The following is a 21,950-nucleotide window of genomic DNA, read 5'->3' on the forward strand; positions in this document are numbered from 1 at the left end:
CGGCCCTGCTCGCGGTCATCCTTCCGACCGGCGCTCGGGATAGCTGAACGGCGGCGCCGACACGTCCTCCAGAGCGGTGCGGATCGCGGCGGGCAGGCGCACGACGTCGGCGTCCAGCGAGGCCTGCAGCTGCTGGGCGGTGCGCGCCCCGACGATCGGTGCGACGACGCCCGGCCGGTCGCGCACCCAGGCCAGGGCCACGGCGAGGGGGGTGGTGCCGAGGCCCTCGGCGGCGGTGATGACGGCCTCGACGATCCGGTCGGACTTCTTCGAGCGCAGCCCGTCGATGAAGCCCTGCCACTGCGGCGAGGCCCCGCGCGACTCCGTCGGCGTGCTGTGCCGGTACTTGCCGGTGAGCAGGCCCCGGCCGAGCGGCGACCACGCCAGGACGCCCAGGCCCAGAGACTCGGCGGCCGGGACCACCTCGCGCTCGACGCCGCGCTGCAGCAGCGAGTACTCGACCTGCGTGCTGATCAGCGGCGTCCGGCCGGGCCAGGCGCGCTGCCAGGTCGCCGCCTGCGCGGTCTGCCAGCCGGTGAAGTTGCTGACCCCGACGTAGCGGGCCCGACCGGAGGAGACCGCGAGATCGCACGCGGCCAGCGTCTCCTCGATCGGCGTGGCCTCGTCCCAGGCGTGCAGCTGCCACAGGTCGACGTAGTCCAGGCCGAGCCGCTCCAGCGACGCGTCGAGCGCCGCGAGCAGGTGCCCGCGGGACGCGCCCCGGCCCATCGGCCCGGCCCCGGTGCGGCCCACCGCCTTGGTCGCGACCAGCACGTCCGACCGGGGGACGACGTCGGACAGGAGGTGGCCGAGCACGCGCTCGCTCTCGCCGTCGCAGTACACGTCGGCGGTGTCCACGAGGGAGCCGCCGGCGTCGACGAACGCCGTCAGCTGCATCGCCGCTTCGTCCTCGTCGGTGTCCCGGCCCCAGGTCATGGTGCCCAGCCCGAGCCGCGAGACGACCAGACCGCTGCGACCCAGCGCGCGTTGCTCCACGACGGGAAAACCTACCGGCGACCGACGACCGGTACCGAGGAGCACCCGAACCCTCGGGGCGGCGCGGCGGGTCGCGGCCGTCTGCCGCCTAGGGTGGGCCCTCGTGCCCGCCCGACCCCCCGCCGCTGCCCGTTCCTCCGCCCGGAAGGCGAGCTGATGGGCTGGATCGAGGCGATCGTCCTCGGGATCGTCCAGGGCCTCACCGAGTTCCTGCCGATCTCCTCCAGCGCCCACCTGCGGCTGGTCGGCGAGCTGTTCGGCTGGGAGGACCCCGGCGCGGCGTTCACCGCGATCACGCAGATCGGCACCGAGGCCGCCGTCCTCCTGTACTTCCGGCACGACATCGCGCGGATCGTGGTCGCCTGGCTCGGCTCGCTCGCCGGGAAGCGGAAGGGCGAGCCGGACGCGCGGATGGGCTGGCTGATCATCGTGGGCAGCATCCCGATCGTCGTCCTCGGCCTGCTGTTCCAGGACGACATCGAGACGACGCTGCGCGACCTGCGCATCGTCGCGATCGCGCTGATCCTGTTCTCGCTCATCCTGTTCTGGGCCGACCGCGTGGGCGCCAAGAAGCGCGAGCTGGAGCACCTGACCGTGCCCCACGGCATCGGCTTCGGGTTCGCCCAGGCGATGGCCCTGATCCCGGGCGTCTCCCGCTCCGGCGGCACGATCACGGCCGGGCTGTTCCTCGGCTACTCGCGGTCGGCCGCGGCCCGCTACTCCTTCCTGCTGGCCGTGCCCGCCGTCCTCGGGTCGGGGTTCTTCCAGGCCTACGAGGCCATGACCGGCGACGTCGCCGGGCAGGGCGTCTCGTGGGGGCCGACGGTCCTGGCGACCGTCATCGCGTTCGGTGTGGGGCTCACCGTGATCGCCTGGCTGCTCCGCTACCTCGACCGGGGCAGCTTCACGCCCTTCGTCGTCTATCGGCTGGTGCTCGGCGTGCTCGTGCTCGCCCTGGTGCAGACGGGGGTCCTCGACCCCACCTGAACCACGCACCTCCGGTGTGGAACCGGTACGGATCCGCCGTGCTGACCGGCTCCCCAGGCCGGGCACCTAGGCTGCGCAGCGTGAACGAGTGTGCGAGTTCACCCATGAGCACAGCACGTCTCGGCACGAGGCCGACGAGCGCGGGCGAGGAGGAGTCGTGACGACCGTCGTGCTCCTGCGCCACGGCCGGACGACGGCCAACGCCGCCGGTGTCCTGGCCGGCTGGACCCCGGGCGTGCAGCTCGACGACGCCGGCGCCGCCCAGGTGGCCGCGGTGGGGGAGCGGCTGGCGAAGGTGCCCCTGGCGGCCGTGGTGAGCAGCCCGCTCGAGCGGTGCGTGCAGACCGCGGAGGCCGTCGCCGCGGGGCGCGACCTCGCCGTGCAGACCGACGACCGGCTCGGCGAGGCCCGCTACGGCGACTGGACGGGCCGGACCATCAAGGAGCTGAGCAGGGAACCGCTCTGGAAGGTCGTCCAGCAGCACCCGTCGGCCGCCGTGTTCCCCGGCGACGAGGGGGAGGGGCTGGCGCAGACCCAGGTCCGCGCGGTCGCCGCCGTCCGGAGTTGGAACGCCCGCCTGGGCCCGGACGCCGTGTGGCTCGCCTGCAGCCACGGCGACGTGATCAAGGCGATCCTCGCCGACGCGCTCGGCCTGCACCTGGACCAGTTCCAGCGGATCGTCGTCGACCCGGCGTCGGTCTCCGTCGTCACGTACACCGACACGCGGCCCTTCGTGGTGCGCGTCAACGACACCGGCGGCGACGTCTCCGGCCTGATCCCTCCGCCGCGCCGTCGTCGCCGGGGCAAGGCGTCCTCCGATGCGGTCGTGGGCGGCGGCGCCGGGACGAGCGCCTGACCTGTGTCGTCAGCGGAGGCGGTGGCCGCGCCCGCGTAACCTGAGCGGGTGCCCCGTCAGGTCCATCTCTTCGAACGTCCGAGCCGGTTCGTCGCGGGCACCGTGGGTCAGCCGGGGGACCGCACCTTCTACCTGCAGGCCTCGGACGATTCCGGCCGCACGGTCAGCGTGGCGCTGGAGAAGACGCAGGTCCAGGTCCTTGCCGACCGGATGCACGAGCTGCTCGACGAGATCGCCGGCCGCGCGGGGACGGTCATCCCGCCGGAGGCCGACGTCGACGACCTGGAGCCGCTGACCGCGCCGATCGACGAGGAGTTCCGGGTCGCGGCCATGGGGCTGGCCTGGGACGGCGCCGCCGAGGCCGTCGTCGTCGAGGCGGTCGCCGCGACCGACGAGCCGATCGACGAGGAGGCCATCCTCTCCGACAGCGAGGAGGGGCCCGACGCGCTCCGCGTGACCATCACGCCGATGGCGGCTCGGGCGTTCGTGGCCCGCGCCCGCCGGGTGGTGGCCGCGGGCCGGCCGCCGTGCCCGCTGTGCTCGCTGCCGCTGGACCCGGCCGGGCACGTCTGCCCGCGGCAGAACGGCTACCGCCGCTGAGCGGCGGCTCCGCCATGAGCGAGCAACCGGTCGGGGCCGACCTGCGCCCGCCTGCGGACGACGCGGAGGCCCAGTGCCTCCTGCGCGACGGCGTGATCGATCTCGAGGGCCGGCTGCTCGACGCCTCGAACGTGACCCTGGTCGGCGCGATCCGGACCGGCACGCTCGAGGCCGAGTGCGTCTACAAGCCGGTGGCGGGGGAGCGGCCGCTCTGGGACTTCCCCGACGGCACGCTCGCCGGGCGCGAGATCTCGGCCTTCCTCGTGTCGGAGGCGACCGGCTGGGGCGTGGTGCCGCCCACCGTGCTGCGCGAGGGGCCGTTCGGCCCCGGCATGGTCCAGCTGTGGATCGACGGTGACGAGAGCGTCGACCTGCCCGCATTCGTGCGCCGTGACGACCCGGCGCTGCGGCGCATGGCCGTCTTCGACGCGGTGGTGAACAACGCCGACCGCAAGGGCGGGCACATCATCCCGACGACGGCGGGCCACGTGTACGGCGTCGACCACGGCATCTGCTTCTCCGTCGACCCCAAGCTGCGGACGCTGCTGTGGCGATGGGCGGGCAAGCCGCTGCCGGAGGACGCCGTCGCGGTGCTGGAGCGGCTGGCGGACGAGCTGCGCGGCGAGCTGGGGGAGCAGCTGCACGAGCACCTGACCCGCCGGGAGGTGCGCTGCACGCAGCAGCGGGTGGCGGAGATGCTGCGCACCGGGCGGCATCCCGAGCCCAGCGGCGAGTGGCCTGCGCTGCCCTGGCCGCCGTTCTAAGGAGTTGCCTCCTCGAGATGCACGAAGTGGTGGCCATCAGCGGCTGATGGCCACGACTTCGCAGGTCTCGCTGTCGGTCGGGTGGGCCAAGATGCCGTTCATGCCGCACCGCAGCCGACTGTCGATCCTGTTGCTGGACCTTCCGCCCGAGCACCATGACGCCGACCGGGACTTCTGGGCCGGCGCCACCGGCCGCCCCGCGCAACCCGACGCGACCGACGAGAAGTGGTCGTCGCTCGGATCGTTCGCCGACGGGTGGCACGTGGAGGTCCAGCGGACCGGTGAGGGGACGCCGCCGCGGTGGCACGTCGACATCGAGACCGACGACATCCCTGCCGAGGTGGCCCGCCTGGAGGCCCTCGGGGCGACGCGGCACCGGGACATGGGCTCGTTCTGGCAGCTGCTCGACCCGGCCGGGCTCGTCTTCTGCGTGGTCGGCATCCAGACCGGCGAGGAGTTCGACCGCGACGCCGTGACCTGGTCGTGAGCACCACCCGCGTGAGCGCTCTGCTGCGGGCACCGCGGGCAGCGGTGTACCGAGCGCTCACCGACCCGGCGATGATCGGCCGTTGGCGGTTTCCCGACGGCATGACCAGCACCGTCGAGCCGCAGGAGGACGGGGGGTTCCGCGTCACGCTGACGTACGAGGTGCCGGACGCTCGGGGCAAGACCACCGCGCACAGCGACACCTACCGCGCCCGGTTCACCCGGCTCGTGCCGGACGAGCTCGTCGTGGAGGTCGACGAGTTCGAGACCACCGACCCGAGGCTCGCCGGGGAGATGACCATGACCCTCACGCTGCGGGCCCACGAGAGAGGCACCGAGCTGCTGGCCGTCCACGAGGGCGTGCCGGACGGCGTCGCCCCGGAGGACAACGAGCTCGGCTGGCGGATGGCGCTGGATCGGCTGGCCGCCCTCGTCGAGGGGGGACCTACTCCAGGCTGACCAGGCCGATCATCGCGGCGGCCTGCAGCGGGTCGCCGTCCACGGTGAGCACCTCGAGCGGCACCCGGCGCCAGACCGCCAGCAGCAGGTCGCCGGCGGTGCCGGTGAGCGCCGCGATCGGGAAGGGCCGCGAGCCGGGGAAGAGCGTCCGCTCGGCGTCGGCGTCCACCGCGTGGAGGACGACCGGGTGGGCGTCCGGGGGAGGGCCGTCCGGCAGCGCGCCCGGGACCATCACGTCGAGCCACTCGTCGAGACCGTCGAGGCCGACCTGCGCCGGGATCGGGCGGACGTCGCCCAGCACCTGCTCCACGTCGACGGTGTGCACCACGGCCTCCTGGACCTGGCGGCGCAGGACGAACGCGACGTCCTGCTGTGGCGCCCAGGTCCAGACCCGGTCGGCCGGGTCGGCACCGCCCATTGCCGTCTCCAGCTCCACCGACACCGCGGCGGAGAACCCGAGCAGCTCGTCGTCCGGACGCCGGGCCGGGGGAACGTACGCGGACGGGTCCGCCGCCCGCGTCCGGACGATGCGGGCCCAGAAGTGCTGCACCTCGGCGAGGTGCCACACGAGATCGGCCAGCGTCCAGCCGGGACAGCCGGGCACGGGCGCCGTCCACCCGCTCGCGAGCAGCGCCTCGGCGGCGGCGTCGGCGAACCGCCGGTTCGTCCGCCGGAGCACCGGCAGGTACTCGTCGAGCTCCACTGCTCCTCCTCCGGCGCGGGCGCGTCCGCCCGCCGCTCTAGGCTCGTGCCGTGCTCTCCTGGCCCGCTCCGCTGCTGCCGACCCTGCCCGGGACCGGGCCCGTCCTCAAGGTCCACGACACCTCCCGCGGTGAGGTGGTGGCCACCAGCCCCGACCGGACCGCGCGGATGTACGTCTGCGGCATCACCCCCTACGACGCCACCCACCTCGGTCATGCGGCCACCTACCTGGCCTTCGACCTGATCAACCGGGTGTGGCGGGACGCCGGTCACGCCGTCCACTACGTGCAGAACGTCACCGACATCGACGACCCGCTGCTGGACCGCGCCGACCGCGACAACGAGGACTGGATCGTCCTCGGCATGCGCGAGACCGCCCTCTTCCGGGAGGACATGACCGCCCTGCGCGTGCTGCCGCCCGAGGACTTCGTCGGCGCGGTGGAGTCGATCCCGCGGATCGTGGCCCACATCGAGGACCTGCTCGACGAGGGACTGGCCTACGTCCTCGACGACGGCACCGGCGACATCTACCACGACGTCGCGCAGGCCCCCGGCTTCGGCGGGGAGTCCGGCTACGACGAGGCGACCATGCTGCGCTTCTTCGCCGAGCGCGGGGGAGACCCCGACCGCGCCGGCAAGCGGCAGCCGCTGGACCCCATGCTGTGGCGCGGCGAGCGTCCCGGCGAGCCCTCGTGGCCGGGCCCGAAGGGCACCGCGGGCCGTCCCGGCTGGCACATCGAGTGCGCCACCATCGCGCTGGACACCATCGGGATGGGGTTCGACGTCCAGGGCGGCGGCAGCGACCTGGTCTTCCCGCACCACGAGTACTCCGCCGTCCACGCCGAGGCGCTCACCGCCACTGCGACAGGGGTGAAACAGCCCTTCGCCCGGGCCTACGTGCACGCGGCGATGATCGGCCTCGACGGCGAGAAGATGAGCAAGAGCCGCGGCAACCTGGTCTTCGTCTCCCGGCTCCGCGGCGACGGCGTCGACCCGATGGCGGTCCGGCTGGCCCTGCTGTCCGGTCACTACCGGACCGACCGCGCCTGGACGGCCGGCCTGCTGAAGGTCGCCGAGGAGCGGCTGGCCACCTGGCGCCGGGCGGTGGCCCTGGACGCCGGGGCCCCGGCGGCGCCCCTGCTCCTGGGGCTGCGCGAACGGCTGGCCGACGACCTGGACAGCCCGGGCGCGATCGCGCTGGTCGACGCGTGGGCCGCGCAGTCCCTCACCGGCGGCTCCGACACCGAGGAGGGGGCGCCGCGCATCGTGTGCGACGCCGTCGACGCGCTCCTCGGCGTCTCGCTGCAGGACTGCTGATGCCCCCGGGCCGGACGTTCCACCGCATCGACCGGGCGGCGCGCGAACGCGCCGAGGAGGGGCTCGCACCCAGCGCCGCCCGTTCGGCCGCCTCCCGTGGCCGGGACCGGCCCGAGCCGGAGGACCCGCTCCGGACGGCGTTCGAGCGGGACCGCGACCGGATCCTGCACGCGAAGGCCTTCCGCCGGCTCAAGCACAAGACGCAGGTCTTCCTCAATCCCGACGGCGACCACTTCGTCACCCGCCTCACGCACACGCTGCAGGTCACGCAGGTGGCGCGCTCCCTGGCCCGGGCGCTCGGCCTCAACGAGACCCTCGCCGAGGCCATCGCGCTGGCCCACGACGTCGGGCACTCGCCGTTCGGCCACCTGGGCGAGGACGCGCTGGAGCCCTACGTCCCCGGCGGCTGGCATCACGCCGCCCAGGGGGTGCGCATCGTCGAGGTCCTGGAGCACCTGAACCTCACGTGGGAGGTGCGGGACGGCGTCCGCTCCCACAGCTGGAAGATCGATCCGCCGCCGGACACCCGCGAGGGCGAGTGCGTGCGGTACGCCGACCGCATCGGGTACCTCTCCCACGACGCGCTCGACGCGATCCGGGCCGGCGTGCTCCGGCCCGACGACTTCCCGTCGCGTCCGCGCGCCGTCTTCGGCGAGCCCGGCAGCGAGATGGTCGGCGCGATGATCTCCGCCGTCATCGAGGGCAGCCTGTCGCCGGACAACCGGGCCGGCGCCGTCGTCATGGACCCGGACGCCCTCGAGGCGATGCACGAGCTCCGGACCTTCATGTTCGAGCGGGTCTACGAGTCCGACACCGCGGCCGGGCAGAAGCACGTGGCCATCGAGGTGATCCGCCGGCTGGTCGACCACCACCTGGCCCATCCGGACCTGATCCCCGCGAGCTACCGCGACACGGAGGCCGACGCCGTGACCCAGGTCGTCGACTACGTCTCGGGGATGACCGACCGCTTCGCCCTGAACATGCACGACCGGCTCTTCGACGCCGACGCGACCTCCCGGATGACCCCGCTCCTGCCCGCTCGCTGAACGCGTTCAGGGATCCATGACCGCACGTTCTTGAACGATCGGTCATGAATAGCCAGGGTCGGGTCATGGGACGGCCACGGAGCTTCGACGAGGGGACGGCCGTCGAGGCCGCCACGGCGTTGTTCTGCGAGCGCGGGTACGACGGGACCGGTGTCGACGACCTCGTCCGCGCCCTCGGGATGCACCGGGGGTCGCTGTACCAGGCCTTCGGCAGCAAACGGGGACTCTGGCTGCGCGCGCTGCGCGCCCACGTGGGAGGGCTGGCCGGGCCGGACGACGATCTGACCCTGTTGCTGCGCGCCGCCGTCGAGCGCGCTCCCACCGATGTCGAGACCGCCGTCCTGGTGTCAGCGGGACTGGCCCGCATCCGCTCGACGCTGCCGGCCGACGACGATCTCGCCCGGGTCCTGGGCGAGCGCCTGATCACGCGCGCCGCACCGCGCTCCACCATCGAGGAGGACAGGTGACCCGCATCGACATCACCGGCGACCAGCTCGTCGTCACCATGCAGGGCATGGATCGGTTCTGGTCGCTGCGCCGTCGGATCGCTGTGCCGCTGTCGCACGTCCGCGGGGCCACGGCCGACCCCGGGGTCGTCCGGGAGCCGGCGGGTGTGCGGGCGCCCGGAACCCACGTGCCGCGGTTCATCACGGCCGGCACCCTCTATAAGGACGGCGAGCGGGTGTTCTGGAACGTGCGGGGCTCCCGCGAACCGGTCGTCATCGAGTTGGCCGAGGAGCGGTGCGCCCGGCTGGTGCGGGGCGTGGACGATGCCCGGGCGACCGCCGAGCGGGTCGAACGGGCGCTCATCCGGGACTGACCGCCCGGGACCGCGTCAGCCGCCCGTCGAGCCGCGGCGGCGGAGGTAGCGCTCGAACTCCCGCGCGATCTGGTCGCCGTTGGCCTGGGAGAGGTCGACCTCGGTGGCCCGCTCCTCGAGCGACCGCACGTACTCGACCACCTCGGCGTCCTCGGCGGCCATCTCGTCCACGTCCTTGACCCAGTCGTCGGCCTGCTGGGGCAGCGCACCCAGGGGCACGGCCAACTCGAGCACCTCCTCGACCCGCTGCAGCAGGGCCATCGTCGCGCGGGGGGAGGGCGGCTGGGAGACGTAGTGCGGCACCGCGGCCCAGAAGCTGATCGCCGGCAGCCCGGCCTGGACGCAGGCGTCCTGGAAGACGCCGAGGATCCCGGTCGGCCCCGAGTAGCGGGAGGCCTCCAGCCCGTAGGCGCGCGCCGACGCGGCGTCGTAGGCGGATCCGGTGACCGGGGTCGGGCGGGTGTGCGGGGTGTCGGCGAGCAGGGCGCCGAGTGCCACGACGATCGACACGTCGAGCTCGCGCAGGATCTCGATCAGCTCCGCGCAGAACCCGCGCCACCGCATGTTGGGCTCGATGCCGCGCACGAGGACGACGTCGCGCTCGCTGCCCGGCGGCCGCGCCACCGAGATACGTGTGGTGGGCCACTCGATCCGCCGGCTGACCCCGTCGACCAGCGACACCGTCGGCCGGTTGACCTGGAAGTCGTAGTAGTCCTCCGGGTCGAGCGCGGCCAGCGGCTTCGCGTCCCAGATCAGCTCGAGATGCTCGACGGCCCCCGTAGCGGCGTCACCGGCGTCGTTCCAGCCCTCGAAGGCGACGACCACCAAGGGGTCGGTCAGCTCGGGCAGGTCGTCGGTCGCGGACGTCGGGTCGATCACCTCTGCGAGCCTACGTCGATCCACCGACGTCGCCGCGCCTCCACACCCTTCCGGATGGCCCACCTCGAGAGGTGAGGGTGACCCGTCGACCGCACGGGCGCGTCTACTCTTGCTCGGTGTCCGCCCACGGCCCGTCCGTCCGTCCGGACGCCACAGCTGCACTGACCGCGCTGCTGCGGCAGCGCATCCTGGTCCTCGACGGCGCGATGGGCACCGCGATCCAGCGGGACCGGCCGGACGAGGCGGGCTACCGCGGTGAGCGGTTCGCCGACTGGCCGAGCGACGTCCAGGGCAACAACGACCTGCTCAGCATCACCCAGCCCGAGATCGTCGCCGCCATCCACCGCGAGTACCTCGAGGCCGGCGCGGACCTGATCGAGACCAACACCTTCAACGCCACGGCGATCTCGCTGAGCGACTACGGGATGCAGGAGCTGGCGTACGAGCTCAACGTGGCCTCGGCCCGGCTGGCCCGCGCCGAGTGCGACGCGATGACCGAGCGCACGCCCGGCACGCCGCGGTACGTCGTCGGGGCCATCGGCCCGACCAGCCGGACGGCGTCCATCTCGCCGGACGTGAACGATCCGGGCGCCCGCAACGTCACCTTCGACGAGCTGGTCGGGGCGTACCTCACGCAGGCGAACGGCCTGGTGGACGGCGGCTCGGACGTCCTGCTCGTCGAGACCATCTTCGACACCCTCAACGCCAAGGCGGCGATCTTCGCCCTCGAGACGCTGTTCGAGGAACGGGGACGGCGCTGGCCGGTGATGATCTCCGGGACCATCACCGACGCCTCCGGGCGCACGCTGTCGGGCCAGGTCACGGAGGCGTTCTGGCACTCCGTCCGCCACGTGGACCCGCTGCTCGTGGGTCTCAACTGCGCCCTGGGCGCGAAGGAGATGCGGCCCTACATCGCCGAGCTGGCCCGCATCGCCGACACGTTCGTCTCCTGCTATCCGAACGCCGGCCTGCCGAACGCCTTCGGTGAGTACGACGAGTCGCCCGACGAGACCGCCGGCGTCCTGCGGGAGTTCGCCGAGAGCGGCTTCGTCAACTTGGTCGGCGGCTGCTGCGGGACGACGCCGGCGCACATCGCCGCGATCGCCGGGGTCGTCGAGGGGAGGTCGCCGCGTCCGCCCGCGGAGGCGACGCCGGCGCTCCGGCTCTCCGGCCTGGAGCCGGTGACCGTCACCGCCGACACCCTGTTCGTCAACGTCGGCGAGCGGACGAACATTACCGGCTCCGCCCGCTTCCGCAACCTCATCAAGGCCGGCGACTACCCCGCGGCGCTCACGGTCGCCCGCCAGCAGGTGGAGGCCGGCGCGCAGGTCATCGACATCAACATGGACGAGGGGATGATCGACGGCGTCGAGGCGATGGACCGCTTCACGAAGCTGATCGCCACCGAGCCCGACATCTGCCGCGTCCCCGCCATGATCGACTCCTCGAAGTGGGAGGTCATCGAGGCCGGGCTGAAGTGCATCCAGGGCAAGTCGATCGTCAACTCGATCTCCCTCAAGGAGGGCGAGGCGAAGTTCGTCCGCGAGGCCCGGCTGTGCCGCAAGTACGGTGCCGCCGTCGTCGTCATGGCGTTCGACGAGGACGGCCAGGCCGACAACCTCGAGCGCCGGAAACAGATCTGCCGGCGGGCCTACGACATCCTCGTGACCCAGGTCGGCTTCCCGGCCGAGGACATCATCTTCGACCCGAACGTCTTCGCCGTCGCCACGGGCATCGAGGAGCACGCGAACTACGGGCTGGACTTCATCGAGGCCACCCGCTGGATCAAGCAGAACCTCCCCGGGGCGCTGGTGTCCGGCGGCGTCTCGAACGTCTCGTTCTCCTTCCGGGGCAACAACCCCGTCCGCGAGGCCATCCACGCCGTCTTCCTGTTCCACGCCATCGCGGCCGGCATGGACATGGGCATCGTCAACGCGGGGGCGCTCGAGGTCTACGACGAGGTGCCGCCGCTGCTGCGCGAGCGGATCGAGGACGTGATCCTCAACCGCCGTCCGGACAGCACCGAGCGTCTGCTGGAGATCGCCGGGGACTTCGCCGGTGACGGTGCGGTGAAGGAGGTGGCGTCGGAGGAGTGGCGCGCGCTGCCCGTGGGCGAGCGGATCACCCACGCGCTGGTCAAGGGCATCGACGCCTTCGTCGAGGACGACACCGAGGAACTGCGCGCGGAGATCAGCGCGCGCGGCGGCCGGCCCATCGAGGTCATCGAGGGCCCGCTGATGGACGGCATGAACGTGGTCGGTGACCTGTTCGGCGCCGGGAAGATGTTCCTGCCGCAGGTGGTGAAGTCCGCGCGCGTCATGAAGAAGGCCGTCGCGTACCTGATCCCGTTCATCGAGGCGGAGAAGCAGCCCGGCGACGTCGAGCGCAGCAACGGCAAGGTCGTCATGGCGACGGTGAAGGGCGACGTCCACGACATCGGCAAGAACATCGTCGGCGTCGTCCTGCAGTGCAACAACTACGACGTCGTCGACCTCGGCGTCATGGTGCCCGCGCAGAAGATCCTCGACACCGCCAAGGAGGAGGGCGCCGACATCATCGGGCTCTCCGGGCTGATCACGCCGTCGCTGGACGAGATGGTCACCCTGGCGTCGGAGATGGAGCGCCAGGGCTTCGACATCCCGCTGCTGATCGGCGGGGCGACGACGTCCCGCGCGCACACCGCGGTCAAGGTGGCGCAGAAGTACCACGGCCCGGTGATCTGGGTGAAGGACGCGTCGCGGTCGGTGCCGGTCGTCGCCGCCCTCCTGTCCGACGAGCAGCGTCCGAAGCTGCTCGCCGAGGTGGAGGCCGACTTCGAGGCGCTGCGCGAGCGGCACGCGGCCCGCCAGGACACCCGGACGCTGCTGCCGATCGCCGCGGCCCGGGCCGCGGCGACCCCGATCGACTGGCGCAGCTACTCCCCGCCGCGACCGCGGATGCTGCTGCAGCAGGCGAAGGACCTCTGCGCCGGCCCCTCCTGCGACCACGTCCACCACGCGGCCACCCAGTTCGTCCGGACCTTCCCGGACTACCCCCTCGAGGAGCTGCGCGGCTACATCGACTGGCAGCCGTTCTTCAACGCCTGGGAGATGCGCGGCCGGTTCCCGGACATCCTGCACAACCCGACGACGGGCGAGGCCGCGCGCCGGCTCTACGAGGACGCGCAGGTAATGCTCGACCGGGTCGTGGAGGCTGGTTGGCTGCGCGCCAGCGGCGTCTTCGGCCTGTTCCCGGCCAACCAGGTGGACGGCGACGACATCGAGGTCTACACGGACGAGTCGCGCACCGCGGTCCGGGCGACCCTGCACCAGCTCCGGCAGCAGACCGAGGGCCGCGACGGCGCGCCCCGCATGTCCCTGGCCGACTTCGTCGCACCGCGGTCGACGGGGCTGCACGACCACGTCGGTGCGTTCGCGGTGACCGCCGGCCTCGGCTCGGCCGAGCGGGTGGCGGCGTTCAAGAAGGCCAACGACGACTACAGCGCCATCCTGCTGGAGTCGCTGGCCGACCGGCTCGCGGAGGCCTTCGCCGAGCGGCTGCACGAGCGGGTGCGCCGGGAGTTCTGGGCCTACGCCCCGGACGAGCACCTCGACGGCGATGCGCTCATCGCGGAGAAGTACTCCGGCATCCGCCCGGCCCCCGGCTATCCCGCGTGCCCTGAGCACACCGAGAAGCGGACGATCTGGGACCTGCTCGACGTGGAGGCCGCCACCGGGATCGAGCTCACCGAGAGCATGGCGATGTGGCCGGGCGCAGCGGTGAGCGGGCTGTACTTCTCGCACCCGAAGTCGCGCTACTTCGTGCTCGGGCGCATCGGGCGGGACCAGGTCGAGGACTACGCCCGCCGGAAGGGCTGGACCGTCGACGAGGCGGAGAAGTGGCTGTCGCCGAACCTCGGGTACCGCACCGAGGACGAGTGACGCCCTGCACTCTCCCGCTCACACTCGGCTAAGAATGTGGCAAGCATCAAGGTGGCGAGCCACCGAATTCGTAGTACGTTTGTTATCTGTCCGCCGGGCCCCGCTCCTCGAACGAGGACCTCGGCCGGACACCGCCGAACCGCCCGTGGCCGATCGCCACGCGTGGACCGGGGACCCATCGGTTCCTCTGGGGTGAATCCTGTTCGCAGGTAGGGCGACTTCCGGCCCGAACCCGTCAGCTAACTCGGTAGGCGGCTGAAGGAAGAACGGAGAGCCGCCGCTTGGCGACGCTGTACACGGACTCTGCACGTCTGATCGACGAGCCCTCGTCCGACGACCCGGACCGCGACGGCACTCCACCGGCAACGCCGCGACGAGCCCTGCGCCGTGCCCGCAGCACCGGGCGACGTCGGGCCTCTGGCCCTCCGCCTCGGCACATGGCCTACGTCATGGCCCTGGCGATCGTCAGCGCGATGGCCGCCGTCAACTCGGTGGCCGGGGCACCCGCCGCCGCGACCACGGCGACGCAGGAGCAGTCGTCGTCAGCCGCCGTCGCCGAGGCCCTGGGGATCGCCGACGCCGACGTGGGCGGCTCGCCGGTGCAGGAGCGCGAACAGCTGGGACAGCTGGCCGCCAGCCGGGCGCAGCGCGAGTCGGAGCAGGCCGCGGAGGCCGCGGCAGCCGCGGCCCAGGCGCAGGCTGAGCAGGTCGCGGCGGCCGCTCGGGCCGAAGCGGAGGCGCAGGCAGCCGCGGAGGCCGCGGCTGCGGCCGAGGCAGCTGCCGAGGCCCAGGCCGCCGAGGCCGAGACCGCGGCCGAAGCCGAGACCGAGAAGGAGGTCGCGGCCGGCGGCTCGACGGCGGTCTCCGTCGTCGCGAGGATCAGCAACAGCGCGGGGTCGACGCGGTCACAGGCGCAGGCCGCCGCGAACGCCGTCGTCTCCAACGTGCCCGGCGCCGACGGCATCACCATCGGCGGCACCCGTGCCAGCGCGGCCGACCCCGGCGGTCACCCCTCGGGCCTGGCCCTGGACTACATGTGCAGCCCGTCGCTCGGGGACGCGATCGCCGAGTACCACATCGCGAACTGGGACGAGCTGGGCGTGGAGTACATCATCTGGCAGCAGCGGATGCTCAGCTCCCCGGGCGGTGCCTGGAAGTCGATGGAGAACCGCGGGAGCGCGACGGCCAATCACATGGACCACGTCCACGTGAACTACCGGGGCTGAGCCGCATGCCCTGCCCCGTCGACGCCTCCCTACCGAGCCGCTCCGGCCCCGCACCCAGGCGACTGCGCGCCGTCCTGTTCGACATGGACGGCACGCTCGTGGAGACCGAGCAGCTCTGGGGCGTGGCCATGGCGGAGCTCGCCGCGCGGCTGGGCGGGCGGATGTCCGACGAGGCGCGCACGCGCACCATCGGCACGAGCATGCCGGTGGCCATGGCGGTGCTGCACGCGGACCTCGGGGTCACGCGCACGGAAGCCGACGTGGCCGCGGACGCCCGGTGGGTGGAGGAGCGGACGGCGCAGCTCATGGCCGACGGCATCGGGTGGCGCCCGGGGGCCCGGGAGCTCGTCGCCGCGGTGCGGACGGCCGGGCTGGCCACGGCGCTGGTCACCACCACGCCCCGCCGGCTCGCGGAGATCGTGCTCGGATCGATCCGGGCCGACCTCGGCAACGACCCGTTCGACGTGACCGTGTGCGGGGACGAGGTGCCGGCCCGCAAGCCGGATCCCGCGCCCTACCTGCAGGCCATGACGGAACTCGGCGTCGAGCCTGGGGAGTGCGTGGTGATCGAGGACTCCTGGGCCGGCATCAGCGCCGGCCTGGCCGCGGGCATCGCCGTGCTCGGGGTACCGGCCGAGCAGGCCGTGCCGCCGACTCCCGGGCTGGCCGTGCGCCCGTCCCTGACCGGCATCGGGATCCCCGACGTCGAGCAGCTGCTGCAGTGCCGGGACCTGGCGTCGGTCGACGCCTGACGCGCCGGGCGGCTACGCGGCCGCCCGCTCCAGCGGCACCGCTCGTCCCCGGGAGAGGACCAGGCGGGGTCGTCGCAGCACGGTCACGTCGGTCAGCGGATCGCCGTCCACCACGAGCAGGTCCGCGTCGAGCCCAGCCGCCAGACGGCCCGTGCGCCGTTCCAGGCCGCAGGCGCGGGCCGCGACACCGGTCGCCGCGGCGAGGGCGTCCGCGGGGCCCATGCCGCACGCCGTCACGAGGTCGGCGATCGCCATGGGCACCAGCCCGTGCTGCTTGGCCGCGCCGATCCCCGCGTCCGTACCCGCGAGGAGGGTGACCCCCGCGCGGTGCAGTTCGGCGACGTGCGGCAGGTGGTGGTTCTCGTAGGTCGCGCCCAGGGCCTCGAGCAGCTCCAGCACTCGCTGCGGCGGATCGATGCCCGGCACGCGACCGAGCGTCGGACAGACGTAGGTGCCGGCCGCGGCCAGCCGCGCGACCAGGTCCGGCGGGGTGCGCACCCCCGTCGGCGTCATGCAGCTGCAGTGCTCGATGCCGTCGACGCCGGAGGCGAAGCTGCGCTCGACCGCAGGGAGGCCGTGCGCGTGCGCGGTGACCGGCAGACCGTGCCGGTGGGCTTCCTCCACCACGGCGCGCATCTCGGCGAGGCTGAACTGGCACGCGGTGACGTCCGTGCCGGGCGTCATCACGCCGCCGCTGGCCATGATCTTCACCACGCCGGCGCCACGATCCACGCGCTCGCGGACGGCGCGGCGTATCTCTTCCACGCCCGTCACCTCGCCGCCCATCGACCAGCAGTGCCCGCCCGGGGACGTGAGGGGTGGCCCGGCGGCCACCACGGTCGGGCCGGCACCGTCACCGGATCGCTCGACGACGGCCCACCGGTGATCGCCCAGATCGCGGACGGCGGTCACTCCCGCACGGAGCTGTCGCTGCCCTGCGGCCTCCACGACGGCCGCCAGGTCGCCCGGGGAGAGCTCGGGAACCTGGTCCAGCGCCCGCAGGCCCCCGTCGGCGCACAGGTGCACGTGACTGTCGATGAGCCCCGGCAGGATCGTCCCCGCGAACTCCGTCACGTCGCAGCCGTCCGGCGCGGCGGTGGCGGCCGGCTCGACCCCGACGATCGTCTGGTCCTCGACCAGGACCAGGGCGCCGCCCGGCAGGACCCGTTCCCCGTCGAAGGCCCGGGGGGCTCGGTAACCGCGCATCTGCTGGCCTCCGTCCGCCACGCCACGATGCGCGCAGGCTAGGGCGCGGCGCCCCGGTGTGGGGCCTCAGCCGAGCTCGACGACCGGCAGTGTGGTCCGCCAGCCCGCCGCCGCGGCGGCCTCCACGGGGAAGGGCGGGGGAGTGCCGCCCCAGGCCGGGCAGACGGCCTGGTGGTCGCACCAGCCGCAGAGCCGGGTCTTGTTGGGCCGGAAGTCGCCGGTGGCGACGGCGCGCTCGATCGCCGTCCAGATGGCCTGCAGGGTGCGCTCGAACCGGACGAGCTTGGCCTCGTCGGGCGCGTAGGTCAGCGCCTCGCCGTCGCCCAGGTAGATCAGCTTGAGCTGGCTGGCCACCACGCCCCGGGTGCGCCACAGCACCAGCGCGTAGAACTTCATCTGGAAGAGGGCCTTGCCCTCGAACATCTCGCGCGGCGTCGAGCCGGTCTTGTAGTCGACCACCCGCAGCGCGCCGTTCGCGGCCAGGTCGAGCCGGTCGACGTAGCCCCGGAGCAGCAGCCCGTCGGGCAGCGTCACCTCGACGAGCTCCTCGCGGCCGTGCGGCTGGATGCGGGTCGGGTCCTCGAGGGTGAAGTACTTCTCGACCAGACGGCCGGCCGAGGCCAGCCATGCCTCCACGGACTCCGGGGCGTTGGCGTCGGTCTCCGCGCCGTCCTCCTGCGCGGTGGCGAACAGGTCGGCCACACCCGGCTCCTCGCGCAGCTCCGCCCACGCCGGGGCGAGGAGCTCCTGCGCGGCCTCGACGGTGCGGCCGCTCGCGGGCAGGTCGTAGAGCCGCTCGAGCACCGAGTGCACCAGGGTGCCGCGGACGGCGGCGAGACTCTTCCGCTCGGGCAGCCGGTCGATCGTGCGGAAGCGGTAGAGCAGCGGGCAGGTCTTGAAGTCCGCGGCGCGGCTCGGCGACAGCGACGGCCGGCGCGGCGCCTGCGCGTCGTCCGGCGTGGCGGCGCCCTCGAGGGAGGCCTCGGTTGCCGGTTGCGTGTCCACCATCGCCGTCATGCACCCGAGGCTAGGTCGCCCCTCCGACAGTTCCGAGTGTCCGCGCCGCAGCAGGGTACAAGGGTTCCAGTCGCACCGTCCGTACCCTCGTCGCACGTGGAGACCCAGTACGAGCCGATCGCCGACGCCGTTCCCGGAACCGAACCCGCGCCGGACACGCCGACGGAGCCGCGCGAGCCCGTCCCGGGTGCGTTCGTGGCCGGCGACCGTGTGCAGCTCACCGATCCGAAGGGGCGGCTGCACACCGTCGTCCTCGAGCCCGGCAAGCAGTTCCACACCCACCGCGGGGCGATCTCCCACGACGACCTGATCGGTGCCCCCGAGGGCTCCGTCGTCACGTCGACCGCCAACACCGGATATCTCGCGCTGCGGCCGCTGCTGGCCGACTTCGTGCTGTCCATGCCGCGCGGCGCCCAGGTCATCTATCCCAAGGACGCCGCCCAGATCGTCGGCTTCGGCGACGTCGGGCCCGGCATGCGCGTGCTCGAGGCCGGCGCGGGATCCGGCGCGCTGAGCTGCTCGCTGCTCCGTGCGGTGGGGACGACGGGCTCCCTGACCAGCTACGAGCGGCGCGAGGACTTCGCCGAGATCGCCCGCGGCAACGTGGGGGCGTTCTTCGGCGAGGTGCCCGAGAACTGGTCGCTGCGCCTCGGGGACCTCGCCGAGCACCCGGCGGAGGAGGTCGTCGACCGCGTCGTCCTGGACATGCTGGAGCCGTGGGCCGTGCTGCCCACGGTGGCCGCGGCGCTGCGTCCCGGCGGCGTCCTCGTGGGCTACGTCGCGACCGTGACCCAGCTGTCCACCTACGTCGAGGCACTGCGCGCCCAGGGCGTCTGGACGGAGCCGCACGCCTGGGAGTCGCTGCTGCGGCCGTGGCACGCGGTGGGTCTGGCGGTCCGCCCCGAGCACCGGATGGTGGCCCACACGGCGTTCCTGGTGACCGCCCGGCGGCTCGCCGAGGGTCAGGTCGCCCCCATCCGGCAGCGCCGCGCGCAGAAGTCCTGAGCCGGGCTTCGTTGTCCGACGGCACTCCTGAGACCTGTGGGACGACGGCTGCGACGGACCTCGCGAGGTAGCGGCGAACTGTCGCCCCGCGTGTATAGATTTGCTTCCTGGCTCCCCCCGAGGTGTGTGGAGGTGCGCGATGAGTCTCGGTCCTGACGACATGCGAGCGCGGCGTGAACGTGACGTGGCGGCACTGCTGAGCCAGATCTCCTACCTCGAGGAGGAGATCGGTCTCCTCCGCCGGAAGGTCGCCGACAGCCCCCGGCAGGTGCGGCTGCTCGAAGAGCGGATCGCCGAGGCCGAGGGCCGCGCAGCCTTCCTCTCCGAGCGCAACGACAAGCTCGCCGGCACCCTGCGCGACGCCCGTGAGCAGCTCGTCACGCTCAAGGAGGAGGTCGACCGGCTCGGCCAGCCGCCGTCCGGGTACGGCGTCTTCCTGAGCCGGCACGAGGACGGCACGGTCGACATCTTCACCGGCGGCCGGAAGCTGCGCGTCTCGGTGTCGCCCAACGTCGAGGGCGAGGAGCTCCGCCACGGCCAGGAGGTCATGCTCAACGAGGCGATGAACGTCGTCGAGGCGCGCGGGTTCGAGCGCGCGGGCGACGTCGTCATGCTCAAGGAGCTGCTCGAGCCGATCGACGGCGTCACTCCGCGGGCCCTGGTCATCGGGCACACCGACGAGGAGCGGGTGGTCTTCCTCGCCGACTCCCTGACCGGGCAGCCGCTCCGGGTCGGCGACTCGCTGCTGCTGGAGACGCGGTCGGGCTACGTCTACGAGCGGATCCCGAAGAGCGAGGTGGAGGAGCTCGTCCTCGAAGAGGTCCCCGACATCGACTACAGCGACATCGGTGGGCTGTCGCGCCAGATCGAGCAGATCCGGGACGCCGTCGAGCTGCCGTTCCTGCACGCCGACCTGTTCCGCACCTACCAGCTGCGGCCGCCGAAGGGGATCCTGCTCTACGGCCCGCCCGGGTGCGGCAAGACGCTGATCGCCAAGGCCGTCGCCAACTCGCTGGCCAAGAAGGTCGCCGCGGTGAAGGGGGAGGGGCAGGCCAAGTCCTACTTCCTCAACATCAAGGGTCCGGAGCTGCTCAACAAGTACGTGGGCGAGACCGAGCGGCACATCCGGCTCGTCTTCCAGCGGGCCCGGGAGAAGGCCAGCGAGGGCACGCCGGTCATCGTCTTCTTCGACGAGATGGACTCGATCTTCCGCACCCGCGGCTCGGGGGTCTCCTCCGACGTCGAGTCGACGATCGTCCCGCAGCTGCTCAGCGAGATCGACGGCGTCGAGGGGCTGGAGAACGTCATCGTCATCGGCGCCTCCAACCGCGAGGACATGATCGACCCGGCGATCCTCCGCCCGGGCCGGCTCGACGTGAAGATCAAGATCGAGCGTCCGGACGCCGAGGCCGCGCGGGACATCTTCACCAAGTACCTGACCACCGAGCTGCCGATCCACCCGGACGACCTCACCGCGAACGGTGGCAGCCGCGAGGCGACGATCGCCGGGATGATCCAGCGCACCGTCGAGCGCATGTACACCGAGAGCGAGGAGAACCGCTTCCTCGAGGTCACCTACGCGAACGGTGACAAGGAGGTCCTGTACTTCAAGGACTTCAACTCCGGCGCGATGCTGCAGAACATCGTCGACCGCGGCAAGAAGATGGCGATCAAGGAGCAGCTCGAGACCGGTACCGGCGGGCTGCGCGTCAGCCACCTGATGGCCGCCTGCCTCGACGAGTTCAAGGAGAACGAGGACCTGCCCAACACGACCAACCCCGACGACTGGGCGCGGATCTCGGGCAAGAAGGGCGAGCGGATCGTCTACATCCGCACGCTCATCAGCGGCAAGGGCAGCGAGTCGGGCCGGGCGATCGACACCGCCACGAACACCGGCCAGTACCTGTAGCAACGGCACGGCACGGCACGGCACGGCACGGCGCGAACGGCCCGGTCACCTGCAGCGGTGACCGGGCCGTTCGCATGGTCGAAGTCCAGCTTTCGGTACCGAAAGCTGCGGTACGCCACGACCGCTTTCGGTACCGAAAGCGGTCGTGGCTCAGCCGCGCCGGGGAGGGATCACGGGAGGGTGAGCACCTGACCCGGGAAGATCCTCGAGGGGTCCGCGCCGATGACCCCGGCGTTCGCCGCGTAGAGGGCCTGCCAGTCGAGCCCGTGGGCGGCCGCGATCCCGGCCAGCGTGTCGCCCGCGCCGACGGTGTACTGCTGGCCCGACGCGGTCGGCGCCGCCGCCGGAGCCGGCGCTGCGGCGGCAGCCGGGGCGGCAGCGCTCCCGGCCTTGTCCGCCTCGCCGAGGCCCAGCTTCGCCGAGCAGGCCGGCCAGGCACCCCAGCCCTGCTGCGCCAGCGTCTTCTCGGCGACAGCGATCTGCTGTTCGCGCGTGGCGAGGTCGGCCCGTGAGGCGTAGGCGCCGCCGCCGAAGGCCTGCCACGTCGACTGGGAGAACTGCAGGCCGCCGTAGTAGCCGTTGCCGGTGTTGATGGACCAGTTGCCGCTGCTCTCGCAGTGCGCGAGACGGTCCCAGGTGGCGCCGTCGGCGGCCGAGGCGGTTCCGACGCCGGCGAAGGGGCTGAGCAGGAGGGCACCTGCGGCGGTGAGGCCGGCTGCGGAGCGCCGGAGGGCGAGGGAGCCAAAGGTGGAACGGGGGTTGGTCATGATCTCCTGGACGGCGGGCGCCGACAGGCCGCGGCTGATCGATGGCGCGGCGCGCTCCACCCTTGTCGCCTGGATCGGACGAGGTCGCTGGCCGCAGGGCGGAGAGGCGCACGGCGCAACCGGGACGGGGGGCGCGGCGCGACGGCCGGTCCATGAACCCGTCAATGCCAGGGCCGCTCTGCTACAGCGCCGGCGAGACGAGGCTACGTAACCATTTCGTTATCTGCCACCCCGCC

General features: G+C 72.6%; 21 protein-coding genes and 1 riboswitch. Of the genes, 15 read left to right on the plus strand and 6 right to left on the minus strand.

The features are described from left to right. Positions 1–15 precede the first annotated feature (15 nt). Entirely contained in the window at positions 16–996 is a 981-nt protein-coding gene (locus E4P39_RS06165; RefSeq protein ID WP_135135511.1) for an aldo/keto reductase, read from the minus strand. A gap of 156 nt (positions 997–1,152) precedes the next feature. Between E4P39_RS06165 and E4P39_RS06170 the strand changes: the two genes are divergently transcribed. The 6 genes from E4P39_RS06170 to E4P39_RS06195 all read left to right on the plus strand — a co-directional run bounded on the left by E4P39_RS06170 (position 1,153) and on the right by E4P39_RS06195 (position 5,148). After that, positions 1,153–1,983 (plus strand): undecaprenyl-diphosphate phosphatase, encoded by an 831-nt coding sequence (locus E4P39_RS06170; RefSeq protein WP_135135512.1) that lies wholly within the window; start codon positions 1,153–1,155, stop codon positions 1,981–1,983. 157 nt (positions 1,984–2,140) lie between these two features. Then, complete coding sequence (locus E4P39_RS06175) at positions 2,141–2,839, plus strand: histidine phosphatase family protein (protein WP_135135513.1); 699 nt, start codon at positions 2,141–2,143, stop codon at positions 2,837–2,839. 48 nt (positions 2,840–2,887) lie between these two features. Further along, positions 2,888–3,439 (plus strand): DUF3090 family protein, encoded by a 552-nt coding sequence (locus E4P39_RS06180; protein ID WP_135135514.1) that lies wholly within the window; start codon positions 2,888–2,890, stop codon positions 3,437–3,439. A 14-nt stretch (positions 3,440–3,453) separates the two neighbouring features. Further along, positions 3,454–4,203 (plus strand): SCO1664 family protein, encoded by a 750-nt coding sequence (locus E4P39_RS06185; RefSeq protein ID WP_135135515.1) that lies wholly within the window; start codon positions 3,454–3,456, stop codon positions 4,201–4,203. Positions 4,204–4,249: 46 nt separating this feature from the next. Beyond that, entirely contained in the window at positions 4,250–4,690 is a 441-nt protein-coding gene (locus E4P39_RS06190) for a VOC family protein (RefSeq protein WP_245159664.1), read from the plus strand. Next, the gene (locus tag E4P39_RS06195) at positions 4,687–5,148 is read left to right on the plus strand and encodes an SRPBCC domain-containing protein (RefSeq protein ID WP_135135516.1); all 462 of its coding nucleotides are present in this window, start codon (positions 4,687–4,689) and stop codon (positions 5,146–5,148) included. The genes E4P39_RS06190 and E4P39_RS06195 overlap by 4 nt, the downstream gene beginning before the upstream one ends. Here E4P39_RS06195 and E4P39_RS06200 read toward each other — a convergent pair. Next, the gene (locus tag E4P39_RS06200; protein WP_135135517.1) at positions 5,135–5,851 is read right to left on the minus strand and encodes a maleylpyruvate isomerase family mycothiol-dependent enzyme; all 717 of its coding nucleotides are present in this window, start codon (positions 5,849–5,851) and stop codon (positions 5,135–5,137) included. The two genes, E4P39_RS06195 and E4P39_RS06200, sit on opposite strands and share 14 nt — an antisense overlap. 50 nt (positions 5,852–5,901) lie before the next feature. On the opposite strand from E4P39_RS06200, the gene mshC reads away from it, so the two are divergent. From mshC to E4P39_RS06220, 4 genes are all read left to right on the plus strand, one after another. Continuing rightward, complete coding sequence (gene mshC, locus E4P39_RS06205; RefSeq protein WP_135135518.1) at positions 5,902–7,167, plus strand: cysteine--1-D-myo-inosityl 2-amino-2-deoxy-alpha-D-glucopyranoside ligase; 1,266 nt, start codon at positions 5,902–5,904, stop codon at positions 7,165–7,167. Next, positions 7,167–8,213: an HD domain-containing protein gene (locus E4P39_RS06210; RefSeq protein WP_135135519.1), complete on the plus strand. Its 1,047-nt coding sequence runs from the start codon at positions 7,167–7,169 to the stop codon at positions 8,211–8,213. The genes mshC and E4P39_RS06210 overlap by 1 nt, the downstream gene beginning before the upstream one ends. A 65-nt stretch (positions 8,214–8,278) precedes the next feature. Further along, complete coding sequence (locus tag E4P39_RS06215) at positions 8,279–8,680, plus strand: helix-turn-helix domain-containing protein (protein ID WP_135135520.1); 402 nt, start codon at positions 8,279–8,281, stop codon at positions 8,678–8,680. Beyond that, positions 8,677–9,033: a hypothetical protein gene (locus tag E4P39_RS06220; protein ID WP_209306380.1), complete on the plus strand. Its 357-nt coding sequence runs from the start codon at positions 8,677–8,679 to the stop codon at positions 9,031–9,033. Before E4P39_RS06215 ends, E4P39_RS06220 begins: the two co-directional genes overlap by 4 nt. Before the next feature lie 15 nt (positions 9,034–9,048). Here the strand turns inward: E4P39_RS06220 and E4P39_RS06225 are convergent, their stop codons facing one another. Beyond that, on the minus strand, positions 9,049–9,912 hold the full coding sequence (locus tag E4P39_RS06225) for a PAC2 family protein (protein ID WP_135135521.1): 864 nt from the start codon (positions 9,910–9,912) through the stop codon (positions 9,049–9,051). Positions 9,913–10,028: 116 nt separating this feature from the next. Here E4P39_RS06225 and metH point away from each other — a divergent pair, with 116 nt between their 5' ends. The 3 genes from metH to E4P39_RS06240 all read left to right on the plus strand — a co-directional run bounded on the left by metH (position 10,029) and on the right by E4P39_RS06240 (position 15,810). Then, positions 10,029–13,832, plus strand: a complete 3,804-nt coding sequence (metH, locus tag E4P39_RS06230) for a methionine synthase (RefSeq protein WP_135135522.1) — start codon at positions 10,029–10,031, stop codon at positions 13,830–13,832. 122 nt (positions 13,833–13,954) lie between these two features. Next, positions 13,955–14,102, plus strand: a riboswitch (cyclic di-AMP (ydaO/yuaA leader). A 167-nt stretch (positions 14,103–14,269) separates the two neighbouring features. After that, entirely contained in the window at positions 14,270–15,058 is a 789-nt protein-coding gene (locus E4P39_RS06235; protein WP_135135523.1) for a hypothetical protein, read from the plus strand. A 5-nt stretch (positions 15,059–15,063) separates the two neighbouring features. Continuing rightward, positions 15,064–15,810 (plus strand): HAD family phosphatase, encoded by a 747-nt coding sequence (locus tag E4P39_RS06240; RefSeq protein ID WP_135135524.1) that lies wholly within the window; start codon positions 15,064–15,066, stop codon positions 15,808–15,810. Positions 15,811–15,822: 12 nt separating this feature from the next. On the opposite strand, the gene E4P39_RS06245 is transcribed toward E4P39_RS06240, so the two are convergent. Both E4P39_RS06245 and E4P39_RS06250 read right to left on the minus strand, forming a co-directional pair. Beyond that, complete coding sequence (locus E4P39_RS06245) at positions 15,823–17,016, minus strand: amidohydrolase family protein (RefSeq protein WP_135135525.1); 1,194 nt, start codon at positions 17,014–17,016, stop codon at positions 15,823–15,825. Between the two features lie 66 nt (positions 17,017–17,082). Continuing rightward, a complete protein-coding gene (locus tag E4P39_RS06250) occupies positions 17,083–18,033 on the minus strand; it encodes a RecB family exonuclease (RefSeq protein WP_245159665.1) in 951 nt (316 codons plus the stop codon). A gap of 195 nt (positions 18,034–18,228) precedes the next feature. Between E4P39_RS06250 and E4P39_RS06255 the strand changes: the two genes are divergently transcribed. Together E4P39_RS06255 and arc are read left to right on the plus strand one after the other, a co-directional pair. Then, positions 18,229–19,038 (plus strand): tRNA (adenine-N1)-methyltransferase, encoded by an 810-nt coding sequence (locus tag E4P39_RS06255; RefSeq protein ID WP_135135650.1) that lies wholly within the window; start codon positions 18,229–18,231, stop codon positions 19,036–19,038. A 139-nt stretch (positions 19,039–19,177) separates the two neighbouring features. Then, on the plus strand, positions 19,178–20,947 hold the full coding sequence (gene arc, locus E4P39_RS06260; RefSeq protein ID WP_135135526.1) for a proteasome ATPase: 1,770 nt from the start codon (positions 19,178–19,180) through the stop codon (positions 20,945–20,947). Positions 20,948–21,117: 170 nt separating this feature from the next. On the opposite strand, the gene E4P39_RS23160 is transcribed toward arc, so the two are convergent. After that, entirely contained in the window at positions 21,118–21,714 is a 597-nt protein-coding gene (locus E4P39_RS23160; protein ID WP_135135527.1) for a transglycosylase family protein, read from the minus strand. Positions 21,715–21,950 lie beyond the last annotated feature (236 nt).

It is taken from the genome of Blastococcus sp. CT_GayMR19 (assembly GCF_004570385.1).
GTDB lineage: Bacteria > Actinomycetota > Actinomycetes > Mycobacteriales > Geodermatophilaceae > Blastococcus_B.